General features: G+C 61.5%; 18 protein-coding genes. 9 read left to right on the top strand and 9 right to left on the bottom strand.

What is annotated here, in order from left to right; translation table 11 throughout:
• Positions 1 to 105: 105 nt before the first annotated feature.
• Positions 106 to 1,542, top strand: a complete 1,437-nt coding sequence (locus AAFM31_RS10975) for a diguanylate cyclase (protein ID WP_341707965.1) — start codon at positions 106 to 108, stop codon at positions 1,540 to 1,542.
• Between the two features lies 1 nt (position 1,543).
• Here the strand turns inward: AAFM31_RS10975 and AAFM31_RS10970 are convergent, their stop codons facing one another.
• Complete coding sequence (locus AAFM31_RS10970) at positions 1,544 to 2,239, bottom strand: phosphatase PAP2 family protein (RefSeq protein WP_341707964.1); 696 nt, start codon at positions 2,237 to 2,239, stop codon at positions 1,544 to 1,546.
• Positions 2,240 to 2,249: 10 nt separating this feature from the next.
• A complete protein-coding gene (locus AAFM31_RS10965) occupies positions 2,250 to 3,083 on the bottom strand; it encodes a hypothetical protein (protein WP_341707963.1) in 834 nt (277 codons plus the stop codon).
• Between the two features lie 204 nt (positions 3,084 to 3,287).
• Between AAFM31_RS10965 and AAFM31_RS10960 the strand changes: the two genes are divergently transcribed.
• The gene (locus AAFM31_RS10960) at positions 3,288 to 3,827 is read left to right on the top strand and encodes a DUF3087 family protein (RefSeq protein WP_341707962.1); all 540 of its coding nucleotides are present in this window, start codon (positions 3,288 to 3,290) and stop codon (positions 3,825 to 3,827) included.
• 17 nt (positions 3,828 to 3,844) lie between these two features.
• Here the strand turns inward: AAFM31_RS10960 and AAFM31_RS10955 are convergent, their stop codons facing one another.
• The 3 genes from AAFM31_RS10955 to AAFM31_RS10945 form a co-directional block, all read right to left on the bottom strand.
• Positions 3,845 to 4,162 carry an antibiotic biosynthesis monooxygenase family protein gene (locus AAFM31_RS10955; protein WP_341707961.1) on the bottom strand — a complete coding sequence of 106 codons (318 nt, stop codon included), beginning with the start codon at positions 4,160 to 4,162 and terminating at the stop codon, positions 3,845 to 3,847.
• 15 nt (positions 4,163 to 4,177) lie between these two features.
• Positions 4,178 to 4,483, bottom strand: coding sequence for a DUF2845 domain-containing protein (locus tag AAFM31_RS10950; RefSeq protein WP_341707960.1), 306 nt, complete (start codon positions 4,481 to 4,483; stop codon positions 4,178 to 4,180).
• Positions 4,484 to 4,605: 122 nt separating this feature from the next.
• Entirely contained in the window at positions 4,606 to 6,783 is a 2,178-nt protein-coding gene (locus tag AAFM31_RS10945) for a malate synthase G (RefSeq protein WP_341707959.1), read from the bottom strand.
• A 182-nt stretch (positions 6,784 to 6,965) separates the two neighbouring features.
• Here AAFM31_RS10945 and AAFM31_RS10940 point away from each other — a divergent pair, with 182 nt between their 5' ends.
• Positions 6,966 to 7,898: an alpha/beta hydrolase gene (locus tag AAFM31_RS10940; RefSeq protein WP_341707958.1), complete on the top strand. Its 933-nt coding sequence runs from the start codon at positions 6,966 to 6,968 to the stop codon at positions 7,896 to 7,898.
• A gap of 10 nt (positions 7,899 to 7,908) precedes the next feature.
• Here the strand turns inward: AAFM31_RS10940 and AAFM31_RS10935 are convergent, their stop codons facing one another.
• Positions 7,909 to 8,655: a DUF2059 domain-containing protein gene (locus AAFM31_RS10935; RefSeq protein ID WP_341707957.1), complete on the bottom strand. Its 747-nt coding sequence runs from the start codon at positions 8,653 to 8,655 to the stop codon at positions 7,909 to 7,911.
• A gap of 166 nt (positions 8,656 to 8,821) precedes the next feature.
• Here AAFM31_RS10935 and AAFM31_RS10930 point away from each other — a divergent pair, with 166 nt between their 5' ends.
• Both AAFM31_RS10930 and AAFM31_RS10925 read left to right on the top strand, forming a co-directional pair.
• Complete coding sequence (locus AAFM31_RS10930; RefSeq protein WP_341707956.1) at positions 8,822 to 9,457, top strand: 2OG-Fe(II) oxygenase; 636 nt, start codon at positions 8,822 to 8,824, stop codon at positions 9,455 to 9,457.
• Between the two features lie 32 nt (positions 9,458 to 9,489).
• Positions 9,490 to 9,969, top strand: coding sequence for a DUF523 domain-containing protein (locus AAFM31_RS10925; RefSeq protein ID WP_341707955.1), 480 nt, complete (start codon positions 9,490 to 9,492; stop codon positions 9,967 to 9,969).
• A 65-nt stretch (positions 9,970 to 10,034) separates the two neighbouring features.
• On the opposite strand, the gene serA is transcribed toward AAFM31_RS10925, so the two are convergent.
• Positions 10,035 to 11,264 carry a phosphoglycerate dehydrogenase gene (serA, locus tag AAFM31_RS10920; protein ID WP_341708012.1) on the bottom strand — a complete coding sequence of 410 codons (1,230 nt, stop codon included), beginning with the start codon at positions 11,262 to 11,264 and terminating at the stop codon, positions 10,035 to 10,037.
• A 180-nt stretch (positions 11,265 to 11,444) separates the two neighbouring features.
• Between serA and AAFM31_RS10915 the strand changes: the two genes are divergently transcribed.
• The 3 genes from AAFM31_RS10915 to AAFM31_RS10905 are packed head-to-tail and all read left to right on the top strand — an operon-like array spanning position 11,445 to position 14,478.
• Complete coding sequence (locus AAFM31_RS10915; protein WP_341707953.1) at positions 11,445 to 12,836, top strand: FAD-binding oxidoreductase; 1,392 nt, start codon at positions 11,445 to 11,447, stop codon at positions 12,834 to 12,836.
• 25 nt (positions 12,837 to 12,861) lie between these two features.
• Positions 12,862 to 13,530, top strand: coding sequence for a fumarylacetoacetate hydrolase family protein (locus AAFM31_RS10910; RefSeq protein WP_341707952.1), 669 nt, complete (start codon positions 12,862 to 12,864; stop codon positions 13,528 to 13,530).
• Positions 13,531 to 13,584: 54 nt separating this feature from the next.
• Complete coding sequence (locus tag AAFM31_RS10905; RefSeq protein WP_341707951.1) at positions 13,585 to 14,478, top strand: SdiA-regulated domain-containing protein; 894 nt, start codon at positions 13,585 to 13,587, stop codon at positions 14,476 to 14,478.
• Between the two features lie 9 nt (positions 14,479 to 14,487).
• On the opposite strand, the gene rpiA is transcribed toward AAFM31_RS10905, so the two are convergent.
• Positions 14,488 to 15,162, bottom strand: a complete 675-nt coding sequence (gene rpiA / locus AAFM31_RS10900; protein WP_341707950.1) for a ribose-5-phosphate isomerase RpiA — start codon at positions 15,160 to 15,162, stop codon at positions 14,488 to 14,490.
• Between the two features lie 130 nt (positions 15,163 to 15,292).
• On the opposite strand from rpiA, the gene ilvA reads away from it, so the two are divergent.
• Positions 15,293 to 16,807, top strand: coding sequence for a threonine ammonia-lyase, biosynthetic (gene ilvA, locus AAFM31_RS10895; RefSeq protein WP_341707949.1), 1,515 nt, complete (start codon positions 15,293 to 15,295; stop codon positions 16,805 to 16,807).
• A gap of 5 nt (positions 16,808 to 16,812) precedes the next feature.
• On the opposite strand, the gene AAFM31_RS10890 is transcribed toward ilvA, so the two are convergent.
• The gene (locus AAFM31_RS10890; RefSeq protein ID WP_341707948.1) at positions 16,813 to 18,663 is read right to left on the bottom strand and encodes a diguanylate cyclase; all 1,851 of its coding nucleotides are present in this window, start codon (positions 18,661 to 18,663) and stop codon (positions 16,813 to 16,815) included.
• Between the last annotated feature and the right edge of the window lies 1 nt (position 18,664).

The following is an 18,664-nucleotide window of genomic DNA, read 5'->3' as shown; positions in this document are numbered from 1 at the left end:
ACCCGTCAGCACTGGCGCGGCCTGCCTTTGCATGAGTTATGCTGTCCTCAAGCAATAAAAGTGGGCACGGTGCCAGTACCGGGCCAACGGAGGACAGGTCTGACCATGTTGAATCGTGCAGCAATGCAGCGGCTGCTGAACGAGCGCAGTCGCCGTTACAAAGTCGCCGTCGGCCTGTTTGTGATGGTGGCGTTGATCATCGGCTGTACGGTGTTCGGCATTCTGACCAGGCCAATCGGTTTTCTCGCTGCTTTCTGGCCGGCCAACGCGGTGCTGCTGGGCTTGATGCTTCGCTTGCCCTATTTGAGAACGCCGGTTGCCTGGTTCCTGGCGTTTTTGGCTTATATCACTCCGGACCTGATGATGGGGGCAGGCATCGACCGGGCCGCGAGCCTCGCTTGTGCCAACCTTGCCTTCGTATCTTGTGGAGTCTTGACCTTTCGCTGCTTTAGTCGAGGTCCTGTAACGTTGGATCGCCCGGCAGTGGTGCTGCACTTGCTGCTTGCGTGCGTCACCGGTGCGGCAGCTGCCACCCTATGCGGGCTGACACTCGTGCGCGCCGTCGCTCCGCAATTGTTCAGTACGGGCTTGTTGAACATGGGGGGATTCTGGTTCACCTCTGAATTGGTGAACGGCATCCTCTTTTTACCACTGATGCTGCTGCGTCCTGAGCGTCGTCAGCGCCCTGATTCCGGCGCTGCGGTAAGCGCGCAAAAGGTTCTGCCGCTGCTGGTGCTGGTTGCCTCTGTGCTGTTGGCGGTGGAGCTGGGTGGGCCCGGGCGCTTGGGGCTGCCGGTGCCGGCATTGCTGTGGTGCGCGCTGACCTACTCGGTCAATCTCACGGCGGTGCTGTCGTCGGCAACGAGTATCGCGATGATGTTGATGATTGGTGGCACTGGCGCGAATGAGCCGGTGTCGGGGCACTACATCGACGAGCTGATTTCTACGCGCCTAGGCATCGCCTTGATTGCGTTGGGTCCGCTGGCGGTGGGTTGCGTCAACGGTGCTCGCAACGAGGTGCTAGCGCGGCTCGAATTTCTCGCCAGTCATGACCATCTGACCGCGGTGCTCGGGCGCGCAGGCTTTTACGCGCGAGGTCAGTTGTTAGTCAGCTCGGCGACATCCAGACGCTTGCCGCTAGCGGTGATGGTGCTGGATCTGGATCACTTCAAATCGGTCAACGATCGCTTTGGTCACGCGGTTGGCGATCAGGTGCTGCGTGAGTTCTCTCAAGTAGTTGAAGAATCGCTGCGGCAGCAGGATGTATTCGGCCGCACCGGCGGCGAGGAGTTCGCTGCGATCATCGAGGGTATCCACCTCGACAGTGCCAAGGGGCTGGCCGAGCGCATCGTGTGCAGCGTGGCTCGTCATCCGATTAAGCTGCCCGACGGGCAGGTGCTGAACGTCACTGTCAGTATTGGTCTGGCCTGGCACAGTGAGGCCCGACTGGATGAGCTGGATGTGATGCTGAAGGTTGCCGATGATGCGCTGTATCGCGCCAAGGAACAGGGGCGCAATCGGGCCGTAGTGGTCTCGGCCTGAGTCAGTCCGGCTGACGGCAGCCGGGCAGTCGGCTCAGCAGCAGAGGTATTGCAAAGCCGATCAGCAATCCGGTCAATACATCGGTCGGCCAATGGACACCAAGGGCCATGCGTGACAGGCCGACCAGCGCACTCCATGTGACAGCACCTGTGATCCATACCCGACGCCGCTGCGGAGCGCGGCGCATCGCAACGATGGCCAGGACGCCTGCACAGGCTGCCGTTCCCAGACTGTGTCCGCTTGGGAAGCTGTAGCTGCTCACTTCGATGGTGTCCCAGAGCTCCGGGCGTGGCCTTGCGATCAGCGCCTTGCTGACGATCACCAGCAAACCGGCGCTCAGCCCGGATAGGGCCAGCAGCAGAGCATGGGGGTAGTTGCGGCTGCGTAGTTGCCAGATTACGCAGGCGCTGATCAGCAGCGTCAGGAACCACGCGGATCCCGTGTGCGTGATGCCCGTCATCAGCGTATTCAGCCAGGTTGTCGTGTGTTCGCCAATCAGGCTTAGCAGTCGATTGTCGAGCGCTGCACTGTGGCCCGGAACAACCAGCGCCGTGGTGCCGGCGGCGAGAGCCAGAAGCGATAATGGAAACGAGAGTGGGCGGCCCTCAACAGCCGTCTTGCGGGCAGGCGCGCAGGTGGCCAGCAGCAGACCTGCGGCGACCGCTGCACTTAGCAGGAACAGCGGCCAGGCCTGCACCTGTCAGGCCTCAGAACGTATAGGTGCCGGGCTGGGGATCAAGTGTCGGCGGCAACTGCGGCTTGACTATAGGTTCCGGCGTCGGCTGCGGAGCGGGTGGCACGACCGGTTCCGGTGTCTTCGCTGCCTGGTGCTCTGCCAGTGTTGCTTGCCAGAGGGTCTCAAACTCGCCGACAAACTGCTTGAAGCTATTGCGCTCGGCCAGTTGGCGAGCTTCATCAATAGCCGCCTCGGTGCTCCATACGCTGGCGCGCTGGGATTCACGGGCGCTGGATTCGGCAGTGCCGTAGATGAAGCCGGTGCGCACGTCGACCAGCAGTGCAGAAGTGGTTGCGCTGACGAAGGCTTCCTTGTTCGGCAGGAACCCGAGGGTGACCGCCGAGAGGGGGCCGAGCGAGGTGCTTTCGACGTTGAAGCGGGTGTCCAGCGTGTAGATCAGCAGCAGGTCGGCTTTCAGACGCGCAGCACCCAGGCGCAAATCCTTGATGGTATTGAGCTCCTGCGGCAGGATCAGGCGAGTGATCGGCGCAACGGCGGCGACGTTGTCCAGTGCGGCGATGCGCTGGATGTCGTCTTCGCTCTCGACATCGCGGGTGGTGACTACGCTAAAGCTGCCGGTGCCATAGCTGTCGGCGGTCAGCGAGCGGTAGCCGGACGACTGGACGCGGACCATGGCCAGACGTGCAGGGAATTGGGCTGCAGGCTCCAGGGCCATCAGTTCGACGATATCGTCATCGCCGAGCGTTGACATGTTTACGCCTGCAGCGGGTGTGGTGTAGGTCGCGCAGCCTTGCAGGATGGCAAGACCAAGCGCAAGCAGGGACACAAGAATACGTCGATTCATCGGCGTAGCGGTTCCTCGGGAACAGGGTGGGCGGATCGGCAAGGCTGTCAGCGGGCAGCGGATCCTGCGAGCCGCAAATGGTATCGCGTTGAGCGCAGGGCAACAATCGGCGGCCGAATCTTTCTTGGTCGCCTGGCGGGAGCTGCGGAGTGCCATTGCAAGCGCGTACACTGTGCGCTTTGCAGGCTTTCAGGGTGGTAGTCAGTGAGCGAACTTTTTCGTATTGAACATCGTGATCCCGAGGCGTTCAGGCGTCAGACCCGGCGCAGCACGGTGATAGTGATTGCGCTGTTTGCCGTGCTCGGTATGGCATTGCCGGCGCTGTTGATCGGGGTTTTTGGCAGTGTGGGCGACAGTAACTTTGGCCTGAACCTGACCGGGGTATTGTTGGCGGCGGCGATCACCGCGACGCTGGTCCGCACGGTGTTTCTCAAGCAGCCCTGGATGGACGCTGCCGCCTACGGCTGGCGTCTGAAGCGCTCGCTGATGCGGGTGACCAATCAGATGCATCAGGTTAAAGACGGAGTGAAGGCCGGTGACGAGCAGGCGATGCTGTTGCTGCGCTTTTACCACCTTGGTCTGCAAGAGATGCACCACCTCGATGGCAACAGCAGTGACCTGCTGGAACTGGTCGCCGAGCGTGAGCAATTGCGTGAAGCCCTGGTAGCGCGGGGGTTGCCGGAGGACCAGTTGGCTCTGCGCAGCGAATGGCTGGAGCATGTGGCGGGTAGCAGCAAAAACTAGCGTCTGACGCCGCCGGGCTAATCCTTGGCTGGCGGCATGACAACCCATTCCGGCTCGTCAAACTCACCGATAAAGCGGATCTCGCAGCAGTGAGCCGCGCCGCGAATGATCTCTGCGACAGCCGGGCTGGGTGTGTTTTCCATCGCATCCCGCGCGGCCTTGCTGTCCCAATGGGCAATCGCGATCAGTTTGTCCGGATCGCGCAGGCTGCGATGCAGCTCGGTGCCGCGCGCCCCCGGAGCCTGCTGGATCAATGTGCTGGCGCGCACCCAGGCGTCGGCATAGTCCTCGGGCTGAAAGCCCGGTTTGATCGTCACTTCGAAGATGTATTTCATCGATGCCTCCCGGAATCAGCGCCGGCTGCTGTCGATATCCACCAGTCGGCCATCAATAAAGCGCAAGCGTCGAACCATGCCGTTATCTGGGCCGTAGGACCAATGGTCTACCGTGACACTGCCCTCGGCCGGATAGCCGTCGGGGTCGATCTGGCGCGGCGTGTGTTCACGTTGATCGGGCTCGCCGCACAGTGCCAATACATCTTCCTGCATGTCACCGGTTTCGACGATACCTTTCTCGCAGCGTAGTGAGGCGGCCTGGGCGGTGGATGTGGCGCTGATCACAGTCAGCAGCATCAGCGGTAGCAGTCGGTTAAGCATGGGTTTCCCTCCCTTGGCGTGGAGCGCTCGACGCCTCCATCATGCCTCGGTCATCTGCGCAGGTCGAACGTCAGGCACAAAAAAAGCCCGGCACAAGGCCGGGCTTTTTGTTGCAGCGAGTCTTACAGGCCGAACTTGGCCTTGAACTCGCGGCGGCGGCGGTGCAGAACCGGCTCGGTGTAGCCGTTCGGCTGCTTGGTGCCTTCAACACACAGCTCAACGGCGGCCTGGAAGGCGACGCTGTCGTCAAAGTTCGGCGCCATCGGCTTGTAGGCCGGGTCGCTTTCGTTCTGACGGTCAACCACAGAGGCCATGCGCTTCATGGTTTCCATGACCTGCTCTTCGGTGCAGATGCCGTGGCGCAGCCAGTTGGCGATGTGCTGGCTGGAGATACGCAGGGTGGCGCGGTCTTCCATCAGGCCTACGTCGTTGATGTCCGGTACCTTGGAGCAGCCAACACCCTGGTCGATCCAGCGTACAACGTAGCCGAGGATGCCCTGGGCGTTGTTGTCCAGTTCCTGCTGGATTTCTTCAGCGGACCAGTTGGTGTTCGGTGCCAGCGGAATGGTCAGGATGTCGTCAACGGAAGCCGGAGTGCGCTTGGCCAGTTCGTCCTGACGCTCGGCAACGTTCACCTTGTGGTAGTGCAGGGCGTGCAGGGTAGCGGCAGTCGGGGACGGAACCCATGCGGTGTTGGCACCGGCCATCGGGTGACCGATCTTCTGCTCCAGCATGGCGGCCATCAGGTCGGGCATGGCCCACATGCCTTTACCAATCTGCGCGCGACCTTTCAGGCCGGTGGCCAGACCGATGTCGACGTTGTTGTTCTCGTAGGCACCGATCCAGACTGCGCCCTTGATCTCGCCCTTGCGAATGAACGCACCGGCTTCCATGGAGGTGTGGATTTCGTCGCCGGTGCGGTCAAGGAAACCGGTGTTGATGAACACAACGCGCTCGCTGGCAGCCTTGATGCAGGCCTTCAGGTTGACGGTAGTGCGACGCTCTTCGTCCATGATGCCGACTTTCAGCGTGTTGCGCGGCAGGCCCAGCATGTCTTCAACGCGACCGAACAGTTCGGTGGTGAAGGCTACTTCTTCCGGACCGTGCATCTTCGGCTTAACGATGTAGACCGAACCGGTGCGGGTGTTCTTGCGGTTGGTGTTGCCGTTCAGGTTGTGCATGGCGATCAGGCTGGTGACCGCTGCGTCCATGATGCCTTCCGGTACTTCGTTGCCGTCCTGATCGAGGATCGCATCGTTGGTCATCAGGTGACCGACGTTACGGACGAAAAGCAGGGAGCGACCGTGCAGGGTCAGGGTAGAACCGTCGGCCTTGGTGTATTCGCGGTCGGGGTTCATGGTGCGGGTGAAGGTGCTGCCGCCCTTGTTGACGGACTCGGCCAGATCGCCCTTCATCAGGCCCAGCCAGTTGCTGTACACGACGGTCTTGTCGTCGGCATCAACCGCGGCAACGGAGTCTTCACAGTCCATGATGGTGGTCAGCGCCGACTCCATCAGCACGTCTTTTACGCCGGCAGCGTCGGTCTGGCCGATGTTGCTGGTCGCATCGATCTGGATTTCGAAGTGCAGGCCGTTGTGCTTGAGCAGCACGCCAGCAGGTGCAGCGGCATCGCCCTGGAAGCCGATGAACTGGGCGGCATCTTTCAGGCCAGTGGTGCTGCCATCTTTCAGGCCGACGCTCAGCTGGCCGTCCTTGACGGTGTAGCTGGTGGAATCAACGTGGGAACCATTGGCCAGCGGTGCTGCCTCATCAAGGAAGGCGCGAGCGAAGGCGATTACCTTGTTGCCACGGATTTCGTTGTAGCCCGGGCCCTTTGTGGCGCCGCCTTCTTCGGAGATGGCGTCGGTGCCATACAGGGCGTCGTACAGCGAGCCCCAGCGAGCGTTCGCAGCGTTCAGGGCGAAACGGGCGTTCATGACCGGCACAACCAGCTGCGGGCCAGCCATGGTGGCGATTTCTTCGTCAACGTTCTGGGTGGTGGCCTGGAAGTCAGCGGGTTCGGGCAGCAGGTAGCCGATTTCCTGCAGGAAGGCTTTGTATTCGGCAGCGTTGTGCGCTTGACCAGCACGTGCCTGGTGCCATGCGTCGATCTGGGCCTGGAAGTCGTCACGCTTGGCCAGCAGCGCCTTGTTCTTGGGAGCCAGATCCTTGATCAGGGCTTCCACACCGCTCCAGAAAGTGGCGGCATCAACGCCGGTGCCGGGAATGGCGCGCTCGTTGATGAAGTCGTGGAGAACTTTGGCTACTTGCAAACTGCCAACTTGGACGCGATCTGTCATGTTACACCCTCACTGTGCTGACAACCTGCGCGCTACGCGCATCAGGACGTGGAAATTGGAGACGCGGTATGTTACACGATGATCTGTTGCAAATCATGCCTGGCGGGCGTAATTCTGTCGGGCCAGCGGCAGATCAGGGAGTGACCCGCGGGTCTGTTTCTCCTTCTCTCACTGGATACCGAATGGATCAGGCTTTCTTTTCTTCCCTCGCAGAACGTCTCCCGCTATTAGCCCCGGGCCTGGCGACTGATGACGCGGCGCGTCGCTATGCCGGCTACTACGGTATCGACTTTCGCGATCGTGCCGAGCAGCACTTGGGGCGCATCGACGTCGATGGTTTCAGCGTCGCCACACAGATCTGGAAGCCGCAGGTGGCGCGCGGCACGCTGCTGATCCTGCACGGTTACTACGATCATATGGGGCTCTACCGGCACCTGATCCAGTGGGCTCTGGAGCAGCACTATGCAGTGCTGGCGTTTGATTTGCCCGGTCACGGCCTGTCCAGCGGCGAGCGGGCCAGCATTGATTGCTTCCTGCGCTATCAGAAGGTGCTCGACGGCGTGCTGGAGCAGGCGCTGCGCTGGCAGCTGCCGGCGCCCTGGCATATGCTCGGGCAAAGCACCGGTGGCGCGATTCTGATCGATCGTTTGCTGCATGGGCCACTGCCGGCGGAACTGGGGCAGACCGTGCTGATGGCGCCGCTGGTGCGTCCTAAACAGTGGGTTTTCTCGCAGATGGGGTTGAAGCTGCTTGGCGGTTTTGTTCAGCAACTCAATCGGCGCTTTACCGATAACTCCACCGATCAGGCGTTTCTCGACTTTATTCGCAGCCAGGATCCGTTGCAGCCGCAAGTGCTGCCGGTAGCCTGGGTGCAGGCGCTGGAAAAGTGGATTCCGCGGATCGAGTCTGCTGCAGCTGTCACGCATCGACCGCTGATCATTCAGGGCCAGGAAGACGGTACCGTCGACTGGCAGCACAATCTGCAGGTGCTGGAGAGCAAGTTCACCAGCCCTGACACCTTTTACCTGCCTACGGCGCGGCACCACCTGGCCAACGAGCACCAGACGCTGCGCCAGCAGTATCTCGACTGGCTGGCGCCGCGCCTGGCAGGTTAAGGCGTCCGGCTTACGGATTTAGCGCATCGCGTGCTGCCGCGCTGGCCGCCTCGAAGAAGGCACGGCCGGTATCGGACTCGCTCCAGTCTGCGTAGCGTTCCAGCTGCTGATCACTCAGGTCACGGTAGGCGTAGGCCAGGGTCTGCGGCAGGTTTGGCTCCATTTGCGCGCGCAGCGTGCCGCGGCGCTGGTCTGCCAGGCCGTCGGGGATAGTCAGCAGCCCCCCCAGCATGTCGTTCGCGCTCTGGGTCGCCAGGCTGGCGAGCGCGAGCGAAACTTCCTCTCCCATATCCAGTGCTGGCAGCTGTTTGCCCAGGCGGCTGAGCAACGCCGCCCGTGCCGGGCTTGGGTTCTGCGTCGGTAAGCCGTTCTGCATGCGGCTGACCTCGGCGGGAGAGGTGGCGCGGGTTTCTGCGGCAGTGACCAGTTGGCCCAGATCACTGCGATAGAACTGCAAAGCGTCAGCCAGTTGCTGGTCGGACAGGTTGATCGACAGACTGGCCATGGCTCGTGCCTCCATGCGATCCGGGGCAAAGCGCTCGCGGCTCTTGCGCATCAGGCTGTCAGCCAGCGCGGCCGGCAGTTGTGTGGCGTAGCGGCTGCTGGCCTTGCTCAAGGCCTGCTGAAAGTGCTGCTGGTGCGTGTTCATACCGGATGCTTGGTAGAGCTGAGGGGTGTCGGCCTGAGCGGCAAGGCCAAGGCTGAGCAGGCCAGCGAAGAGTGCGCCCTGAGCGGCGCGGAGCAAAGTTTGGGACATGATTCTCTCGGGTTGGGTAGTGCGCAAAATTGCTTGCCTGTTGGGGGCGATCGCCTAAAATGCGGCATTCGTCGCTGCGCACGGTAGCAGATGTTCTTCTGCTGACGCGCACCAGCCCTCCGCCAACAGCGACGGATAGATATCCCTCCCTTTGAGTAGTGTCACTATGTCCGAGTTCCCCTTGGTACCGGCCAGCCGTTATGCGTGCGTGGCTGATGAGTTGGCCGAGCGTGGCTGGTCCGTGCAGGAGCAGTTCCTGCCCGAGTCATTGGCTCTGGCGCTGGAGCAAGACTGCCGCAGCCTGTGGCAGCAGGACGATCTCACGCCTGCAGCCATCGGCCGCGGTGAAGGCCAATTGGTCGCGCCAAGGATTCGTGGAGACTATACCCGCTGGCTGGATGAGTGCCCGCCGACAGCGGCCGGCCAGGCGTATATGGCGCTGATGGGCGGCTTGCGTGAGGCGCTCAACCGCAACCTGTTCCTTGGGCTCGACACCTTCGAAACCCACTACGCGCTGTATCCACCGGGTGCCGGCTATCAGCGCCACCTTGATCGTTTTCAGGACAGTCCGTTGCGGACCATATCGGTGGTAGCCTACCTGAACTCGGTCTGGCAACCGGGCGATGGCGGTGAGCTGCGCCTGTTTCTGGCGGACGGCGAGCGCGATGTCGCCCCGCGGGCCGGAACTGTGGTGATCTTTACCAGTGCCGATGTTGAGCACGAAGTATTGGCCTCGCGCTTCGAGCGCGCCAGCCTGACGGGCTGGTTCCGCCGTCGGCCGGATAACCCGCTGCTGCGCTGATCTCTGATCGCGCAGTCTCGACAGGAGTGTGCGTGGAAAAGATTCTGGTGAGCGCCTGCCTGCTTGGGCAGCGAGTGCGTTATGACGGCGGCGGCTTTGACCCGCTGCAGCAATTGCTTGAGTGGCAGGCGCAGGGCCGCCTGGTGGTCGTTTGTCCCGAAGTGGCAGGCGGTCTGCCAACACCGCGGGCGCCGGCAGAGATTCCGGGCGGGCAGGGTGCGCAGGTGCTGGCGGGGCGTCTACCGGTGCGCACTGACCAGGGCGAGGATGTCACTGAGCCCTTTGTCCGTGGCGCCGAGCAGGCGCTCGCGCTGGTGCGCAGCCACGGCATCCGTTTCGCGCTGCTCAAGGCGCGCAGCCCGTCTTGTGGCAATGTCGAAAACTATGATGGCAGCTTCAGTGGCGTGCGGGTGCCGGGCGAGGGCGTTACTGCTGCAGCCCTGCGGCAGGCGGGCGTCCGCGTGTTCAACGAAGAGCAGCTTGCTGATCTGGCCGCGTTGCTTCAGAGCTAGAAGGCGCGCTCAAAACAAAAAAGGCGCAACCGAGGTTGCGCCTTTTTTCGTTTCGGCGAGCTGTCTTAGAACAGAACGCGTACGCGGATGGTGCCCTTGACCTGCTGGATCTTTTCCAGAGCCAGGTCCGAGTACTCGGCATCGACGTCGATGACGACGTAGCCGACTTTCTCGTTGGTCTGCAGGAACTGACCGCAGATGTTGATGCCGTTGGCAGCAAACACCTGGTTGATCTCGCTCATGACGCCCGGCACGTTCTCGTGAATGTGCAGCAGGCGGTGCTTGCCCGGGTGCGACGGCAGGGCGACTTCCGGGAAGTTGACCGAGGTGATGGAGGTGCCGTTGTCGCTGTAGCGAACCAGCTTCTCGGCGACTTCCAGACCGATGTTGGCCTGAGCTTCCATGGTCGAACCGCCAATGTGCGGGGTCAGGATGCAGTTCTGGAACTCGCGCAGCGGGCTGACGAACTCTTCGCCGTTGGCACGCGGCTCAACCGGGAATACGTCGATGGCAGCGCCGTTCAGGTGCTTGTCGCCCAGTGCCGCGGCCAGTGCGTCGATATCGACCACGGTGCCACGAGCGGCGTTGATCAGAATGCCGCCCTTCTTCATGGTGCGGATTTCCTTCTCACCGATCATCCACTTGGTGGCGGCGGTCTCCGGCACGTGCAGGGTGACGATGTCGGCCTCGGCCAGCAGCTCGTTCAGCGAGCCAACCTGCGTGGCGTTACCCAGCGGCAGTTTGGTGACTACGTCGTAGAACAGCACCTGCATGCCCAGACTTTCGGCCAGAACCGACAGCTGAGTGCCGATAGAGCCGTAACCGATGATGCCGAGCTTCTTGCCGCGGATCTCGTAGGAACCGGTGGCGCTCTTGATCCAGCCACCTTCGTGGCAGGAGGCGTTCTTCTCCGGAATGCCGCGCAGCAGCAGAATGGCTTCGGCCAGCACCAGTTCGGCAACCGAGCGGGTGTTGGAGTACGGCGCGTTAAATACCGCTACGCCCTGACGCATGGCGGCGTCGAGATCAACCTGGTTGGTACCGATGCAGAAGCAGCCGACCGCAACCAGCTTGTTGGCGTGGCTGAAGATCTCTTCAGTCAGCTGGGTGCGGGAACGGATGCCGATGAAGTGTGCGTCGGCAATGGATTCCTTGAGCTGCTCTTCCGGCAGGGAACCCGTGTGATACTCGATGTTGGTGTAGCCAGCGGCGTTCAGTGTGTCGACCGCAGACTGGTGTACGCCCTCGAGGAGCAGAAACTTGATCTTGCTTTTGTCCAGCGAGGTTTTGGCCATGGTCATGGTGCAGATACCCAAATGCTGATTAAGGAAGGCCGAGCAACCCGTCTGCCGAGGATTACGACGGAGGGGTCCTGTTTCGGAAGTCGCGTATGCTAGCATAATCTGCCTTTTTTGATGCCTGACTGCGCATGAAATGTGTTCAGGCACCGCATGAATTCCCTTTGAGAGCTCGCCATGACCCCAGATGCTGTGATCGCAACCCTCAAGACACTGGTCGACCCGGACAAGGTGCGGGTGGACGCCGAGTCCCTCGACAACTGGGGCAAGGACTGGACCAAGCACTTTGCGCCAGCGCCGCTGGCGATTGTGTTCCCGAAGACCGTTGAGCAGGTGCAGGCGATTGTGCGCTTCGCCAATGAGCAAAAGCTGGCGCTGGTACCCTCGGGCGGCCGCACCGGCCTGTCGGCGGCGGCGGTGGCTGCCAACGGCGAGATCGTGGTGTCGTTCGATTACATGAATCAGATCGGCGAGTTCAACGCCTACGACCGCACCGTAGTCTGCCAGCCGGGCGTGGTTACCGCGCAGTTGCAGCAATTTGCCGAGGAAAAGGGGCTGTATTACCCGGTGGACTTCGCCTCTGCCGGTTCCAGCCAGATTGGCGGCAACATCGGCACCAATGCCGGCGGTATCAAGGTGATTCGCTACGGCATGACCCGCAACTGGGTGGCCGGCCTGAAAGTGGTTACCGGTACCGGCGAGCTGCTGGAGCTGAACCGTGACCTGATCAAGAACGCCACCGGCTACGACCTGCGTCAGCTGTTTATCGGCGCTGAAGGTACGCTGGGCTTTGTGGTCGAGGCGACCATGCGTCTGGAGCGCGCCCCAAAGAATCTGACCGCGATGGTACTCGGTACGCCGGACTTCGATTCGATCATGCCGGTGTTGCACGCCTTCCAGGATAAGCTGGACCTGACTGCGTTCGAGTTCTTCTCCGACAAGGCGATGGCCAAGATCATGGGCCGCGGTGACGTGCCTGCGCCGTTCGAAACCGAATGCCCGTTCTACGCGCTCTTGGAGTTTGAAGCGGTCAGCGAAGATATCGCCAACGACGCACTGGCTACTTTTGAGCACTGCGTCGAGCAGGGCTGGGTGCTGGACGGGGTGATGAGCCAGAGCCAGCAGCAGCTGGAAAATCTGTGGAAGCTGCGCGAATTCATCTCCGAAACCATCTCCCACTGGACGCCCTACAAGAACGATATCTCGGTTACCGTCGGCAAAGTGCCGGCCTTCCTGCACGACATCGACAGCATCGTCGGCGAGCACTACCCGGATTTCGAGATCGTCTGGTTCGGCCACATCGGTGACGGCAACCTGCACCTGAATATCCTCAAGCCCGAGAATTTGTCCAAGGACGAGTTCTTCGCCAAGTGCGCGACGGTCAACAAGTGGGTGTTCGAGATCGTCGAGAAGTACAACGGTTCGATCTCGGCCGAGCACGGTGTCGGCATGACCAAGCGCGACTACCTGACCTACAGCCGCAGCCCGGAAGAAATTGCGGTGATGAAGGCCATCAAGGCTGTGTTTGACCCCAATGGCATCATGAATCCCGGCAAGATCTTTGCCTGAACCGGTACCTGCTAGCGAGGTTGTTATGGATTATCAGCATCTCTTTCTGGACGGTTCGGCAGCCGGTCTGCCGATGGGTAAAGTGGTTTGTGTCGGTCGCAACTACGCCGAGCACGCTCGCGAACTGAACAACCCGGTGCCGACCGAGCCACTGCTGTTCATCAAGCCGGCTACCTCGGTGGTGCCGATGACGCCGCCCATCGAACTGGTGCAGGGGCGTGGTCCGGTGCACTACGAGACCGAGATTGCGTTGCTGATCGGCGCGCCGCTGACCGGCATGGTCAGTGAAGAGGAGGCCGAGGCTGCCATTGTGGGCGTTGGGCTGGCGCTGGATCTGACCCTGCGCGAGCTGCAGGATCAGCTCAAAAGCAAGGGGCATCCGTGGGAGCGCGCCAAGGCGTTTGATGGTGCCTGTCCGCTGTCGCCCTTCGTGCCCAAGGCCGAGGCGGGTGATCTGCACGCGCTGGCGCTGCAGCTCGACATCAACGGCGAGCGTCGTCAGCAGGGCACGGCGGGCGAGATGATCACACCGATTGTGGCACTGGTTCGGCATATCGCGACCCAGTTCAGCCTGCAGCCGGGCGACGTGGTCATTACCGGTACTCCGGCGGGGGTTGGCGTGCTCAACCCGGGTGATGAGCTGACCCTGGCTATCCCGGGCAAACTGCAGGTACAAACCCGCATCGCCGACTGAACCCCGGGCTCCGGCAGCGGTCAGACATTGCGCCGTCCGCTGTCGGAAACCTCCATGAAGAAGTACCTGCTTGCTGTTGTCCTGTTGCTGCTGAGTGCCGCAGCGGTTTTGCGTTACCTGCATCTCGATGCCATCTGGTGGCACAGTTGGCGGATGCATCAGGCTCCGCTTCATCACGACTCCCTCGCCCTTGATCATTATCGTGCCGACATTCAGGCACAGCCCATCCGCGGGCTCGATGACGACGTCTCGGCCCTGACCTTCAATACCGAAACCGGAACCCTGTTTGCCGTGCTCAACGGCGAACCGCTGCTGGTCGAGCTGTCGACCGATGGTGAGTTGTTGCGCAAGGTGCGGATCAAGGGGGTAGTGGATATGGAGGGCCTGACCCACGTTGCGGGTAATCGCTATGTCATCGCCGAGGAGCGCACCCAGCGCCTGATCGAGATCGAGGTGCCCAGCGGCGCTGAGGAACTCGATGTGGCCGGTGCACCCAGTTTGACGATCGGTCTCGACCTGAACGGCAACAAGGGCTTTGAGGGATTGTCCTGGGATGCGCGTCTGCGGCGGTTACTGGTGGTCAAGGAACGCGATCCGCTGCGGGTGCTGGCGGTAACCGGCTTTGTTGGAGCCGAGCCTGGAGCGGTAATCAGCGTGCATGTAACGGAGCTGAAAACCCCGGACTCGCCGCGGTTGTTCATGCGCGACCTGTCGTCGTTAAGTCTGCATGATGAGACCGGGCACCTTCTGCTGCTCAGTGATCAGTCCAATATGCTGGTTGAATATGACGAGGAGGGGCACCCGCGCAGCCTGCTGGGGCTCTGGCGTGGTATGGGCGGCCTGCAGCAGACGGTGCCGCAGGCCGAGGGGCTGGCGATGGATGGGCAGCGGCGACTGTATATGGTCAGCGAGCCGAATCTGTTCTATCGCTTCGTGCCGGGCGAGTAGCGCAGCGGTTCAGCTGCGCTCGATGGTCCGTACGCCCTGCGGAGTGCCAAGCAGCAGTACGTCGGCTGGGCGGGCGGCAAACAGGCCGTTGCAGACCACGCCGACGATGGCGTTGAGGTCGGCTTCCAGCTGTTTGGGGTTGACGATCGACATGTTGTAGACGTCGAGGATGACGTTGCCGTTGTCGGTCACGCAGCCTTCGCGGTAGACCGGGTCGCCGCCCAGTTTGACGATCTCGCGTGCCACATGACTGCGCGCCATCGGGATCACCTCCACCGGCAGCGGGAAGTCGCCGAGCACCGGCACCAGCTTGCTTTCATCGGCAATGCAGATGAAGGTCCGGGCAACAGCGGCGACAATCTTCTCGCGGGTCAGAGCCGCGCCACCGCCTTTGATCAGTTCGAGGTTTTCGTTGCTTTCGTCAGCACCGTCAACGTAGAAGTCCAGTTGCGGCACGCTGTTCAGATCGTACACTGCAATGCCATGACTCTTCAGCCGTTCAGCGGTGGCCTCGGAGCTGGCAACGGCGCCGTCAAAGGCCAGTTTGTGCTTGGCCAGTGCGTCGATGAAGCAGTTTGCGGTGGAGCCGGTGCCGACCCCGACGATGCTGTTCTCGTCCAGATGCGGCAGCAGACGCTCAACGGCGGCCTGTCCTACCGCCTGTTTCATTTCGTCCTGGGTCATCTCGGCTCCTCGTCGCGGGCTGTGCAAAAAGCGCGATTATACGGTGCGACAGGGGGCGCGTGTAGTCGCGCGGGCTGTGATTCGCTAGACTGGCGCCTTTCTCATGTCCTGCGATCAGTTGACCTCACCCATGCTGGAATCCTACGTAAAGAAGATCCTCTGCTCTCCGGTTTACGATGTGGCGGTGGAAACCCCGGTGCACGCGGCGCCTTTCCTTTCCGAGCGGCTGGGCAACACGGTACTGCTCAAGCGCGAAGACCTGCAGCCGGTGTTCTCGTTCAAGATTCGCGGTGCCTACAACAAACTGGCGCAGCTGACTGATGAACAGCGCGCCTGCGGTGTGGTGGCGGCCTCTGCCGGCAACCATGCGCAGGGCTTGGCCTATGCCGCCCGTCACATGGGTGTGAAGGCGACTATCGTGATGCCGCGCACCACGCCCGAGATCAAGGTTAAAGCGGTGCGGGCCCGTGGTGGCAAGGTCGTGCTGCATGGGGACGCCTTCGATGAGGCGCTGGCCTATTCGCAGAAGTTGGTGAAGGAAAAAGGCTACGTCTACATCCATCCGTACGATGATCCGGACACCATCGCCGGTCAGGGTACGGTCGCGATGGAAATTCTGCGTCAGGTACAGGGCCCGCTGAATGCGATCTTCGTTCCGGTCGGCGGCGGTGGCCTGATTGCCGGTATCGCGGCCTACGTCAAATACCTGCGTCCGGACATCAAGGTGATCGGTGTTGAACCGCAGGACTCCGCCTGCCTGCAGGCAGCGCTGGCCGCCGACGAGCGGGTGGTGCTGGGCCAGGTTGGCCTGTTTGCCGACGGTGTGGCAGTCGCGCAGATTGGTGAGCATACCTTCGAGGTGTGCCGTCAGTATGTGGATGAGGTGATCACCGTGACCACCGATGAAATGTGCGCGGCAATCAAGGACATCTACGACGATACCCGCTCGATCTGCGAACCTGCGGGCTGTCTGGGCGTTGCCGGGATCAAGAAGTACGTCGAGCGTGAGGGCTGCAGCGGTCAGGTGCTGGTTGCCATTGATTCGGGTGCCAACATCAACTTTGACCGTCTGCGCCACGTAGCCGAGCGCGCCGAAATCGGCGAAAAGCGCGAAGCGCTGCTGGCGGTGACCATCCCGGAGAAACCGGGCAGCTTCAAGCAGTTCTGCGAAGCGATCGGCAAGCGGGCGATCACCGAGTTCAATTACCGTTACCACACTGGTAGCGAAGCGCACATCTTCGTCGGTGTGCAGACCCATCCGGAGCTTGATCCGCGCGACAAGCTGGTCAGTCAGTTGGCGGACGATGGGTTCCCGGTGCTGGATTTGACCGACAACGAACTGGCCAAGCTGCATGTACGGCATATGGTCGGCGGGCACGCCGAGCACGTGACCGACGAGCAGGTGTTCCGCTTCGAGTTTCCGGAGCGCCCGGGCGCGTTGTTCAACTTTCTCAACAAGCTCGGCGGGCGCTGGAATATCTCCATGTTCCACTATCGCAACCATGGCGCTGCCTATGGTCGGGTCGTCGCCGGTTTGCAGGTGCCGGAGCACGAGCGGCACATGATCCCTGAGGCGTTGGAGAGCATCGGTTATCCCTACTGGGATGAGACCGATAACCCGGCCTACCGCCTCTATCTCGGCTGAGGCTCCTACAGCGTAGTGCCGGAATCGCCGAGTTCGGAGCGGTTGCGGCCGTTGGTCTTGGCTTGATACAGCGCGAGGTCGGCCTGACGGATCAGGTCGTGGGGGCTCCATTCCGGCGCTGGAACGATGCTCGCCGCGCCGATGCTGACGGTGAGCAAGCCTGATTCAATCGATGTGTGCGGGTGGCGGATGCCCAGCTTGGCTACCGCATCGTGTACGCGGTGCGCGGCCTGCAGGCAATGCTCGCCGTCGGCGCCGGGCAGTATGACGGCGAACTCCTCACCGCCGTAGCGGCATACGCAATCGCCCTCGCGCATCAGGCAGCTGTTCAGGGCAGTTGCCAGTTGCTGCAGGGCATCGTCGCCAGCCTGGTGGCCTAGCTCATCGTTGAAGCGCTTGAAGTAGTCTACGTCCAGCATCAGCAGGCCGAGTGGCGTCTGTTCGCGGCGCAGGCGGCGCCACTCGCTGATTAGCGTCTTGTCGAAGTAGCGCCGATTGAACAGGCCGGTCAGGCCATCCTGTTGCGACAGGCGCTCCAGGTGCGCGGCCATCTGCAGTTGCTCAGTGTTGTTGCGGCCGACGCAGATCAGGTAATCACGGCCCATGCGCCGCAAGTGTCGGACGCTGACTTCCAGCGGCAAGGTGTGGCCGTCGTGGTGGATCACCCGCTTCTGGAAGATCGCATTGCCTTGCTGATGCAGCATGTTGCGCAGGTCCTTCAGCCACTCGGGTGCATCGGGTATCACGTCGGTCGGCACGACCCTGAGAAGCTCTCGCAGCTCTTCCTCGCTATACCCCAGGCCCTGCCAGCAGGTGCGGTTGAGGTAGACGATTTCAAGTGGCTGCAGGCCGACAATGAACAACGCATCGTGGCTGTGGTCGGTCATGTCGTTGATCAACTTGAGCCGTGCCTGGTTGTGCTTCAGCGTTTCCTCTGTCTCCTGTCGACGGCTGATTTCGGCGTGCAGCTGACGGTTGCTGTAGCCCAGTTGGCGGTTGCGCTGGGCTCCGCGGAAAGCCAGCCAAAGAGATGAGCACAGCAGTAGAGCGATCAGCGATCCGGCGGTTGTCACCACTTCGGGTAAGCGGGTGGTAGCGTTATCGATCAGTTTTCGGGTGGGGTAAATGGTCAGCGTGAAGTTGCTGTTTCCACCCAGTCTGATCGGACTGCTGACGCTCCAGTCGGCGGCCTGCGTTTCGGAAGCGCCGGCACTGAGCAGAAGTTGGTCGTTCTCCAGGAAACGCAGATTAAGGTGGGTCGAGCGTAGGTCGTGAATTAGGTCGTTGAGCAGCACCTCAACACGGAATATGCCTAGCAGAAACCCATCAAACTCGCCGTCCTGCAGGTACTGCGGCACGTAGTAAGCCAGACCAAGGCCGCCCTGCGCCAGCTGGAAAGAGTTGCTCAAGTGCGGTTTTTCGCTAGCTCTGGCCTGTAGCAGGATCGGATAGTTTGGGTGGCTGGGTTCGTAGACGAATCCGACCACTGCCTCATTGCCGGCAAGTGGTTCGATCCATTGCATATGGTAGTTGCTGTCGAGCCACTCTATAGCCTGGAAGCTGTTGTAGTCGATCAGCAGTTGCGCTACGTCGTTGGTCCACAGATCGCGCCTATCGCGGTGCAGTGGCCAGCGTTTAGCCAGGCGGATCAGGGTGTTTGTCTGATGCGTGAAGTGCGTTTCAATCTGGTGGGCGAGGGCGTCTGACTCAAGCTGCAGTCGCGCGCGGGCCTGCTGCTGTTCGGCAAGCGAGAGTGCGCGCCAGGTCGCAAATAGGGCGATGACCAGTGCGCAGAACAGTATGGCGATCAGCGCAGGGAGCTTCTTGGCGTGGCGTTCGATAGTCCGTTCTGACATG

The organism is Halopseudomonas sp., assembly GCF_038130085.1.
Lineage (GTDB): Bacteria > Pseudomonadota > Gammaproteobacteria > Pseudomonadales > Pseudomonadaceae > Halopseudomonas.
This window is presented reverse-complemented; position numbering and strand designations above follow the sequence as displayed.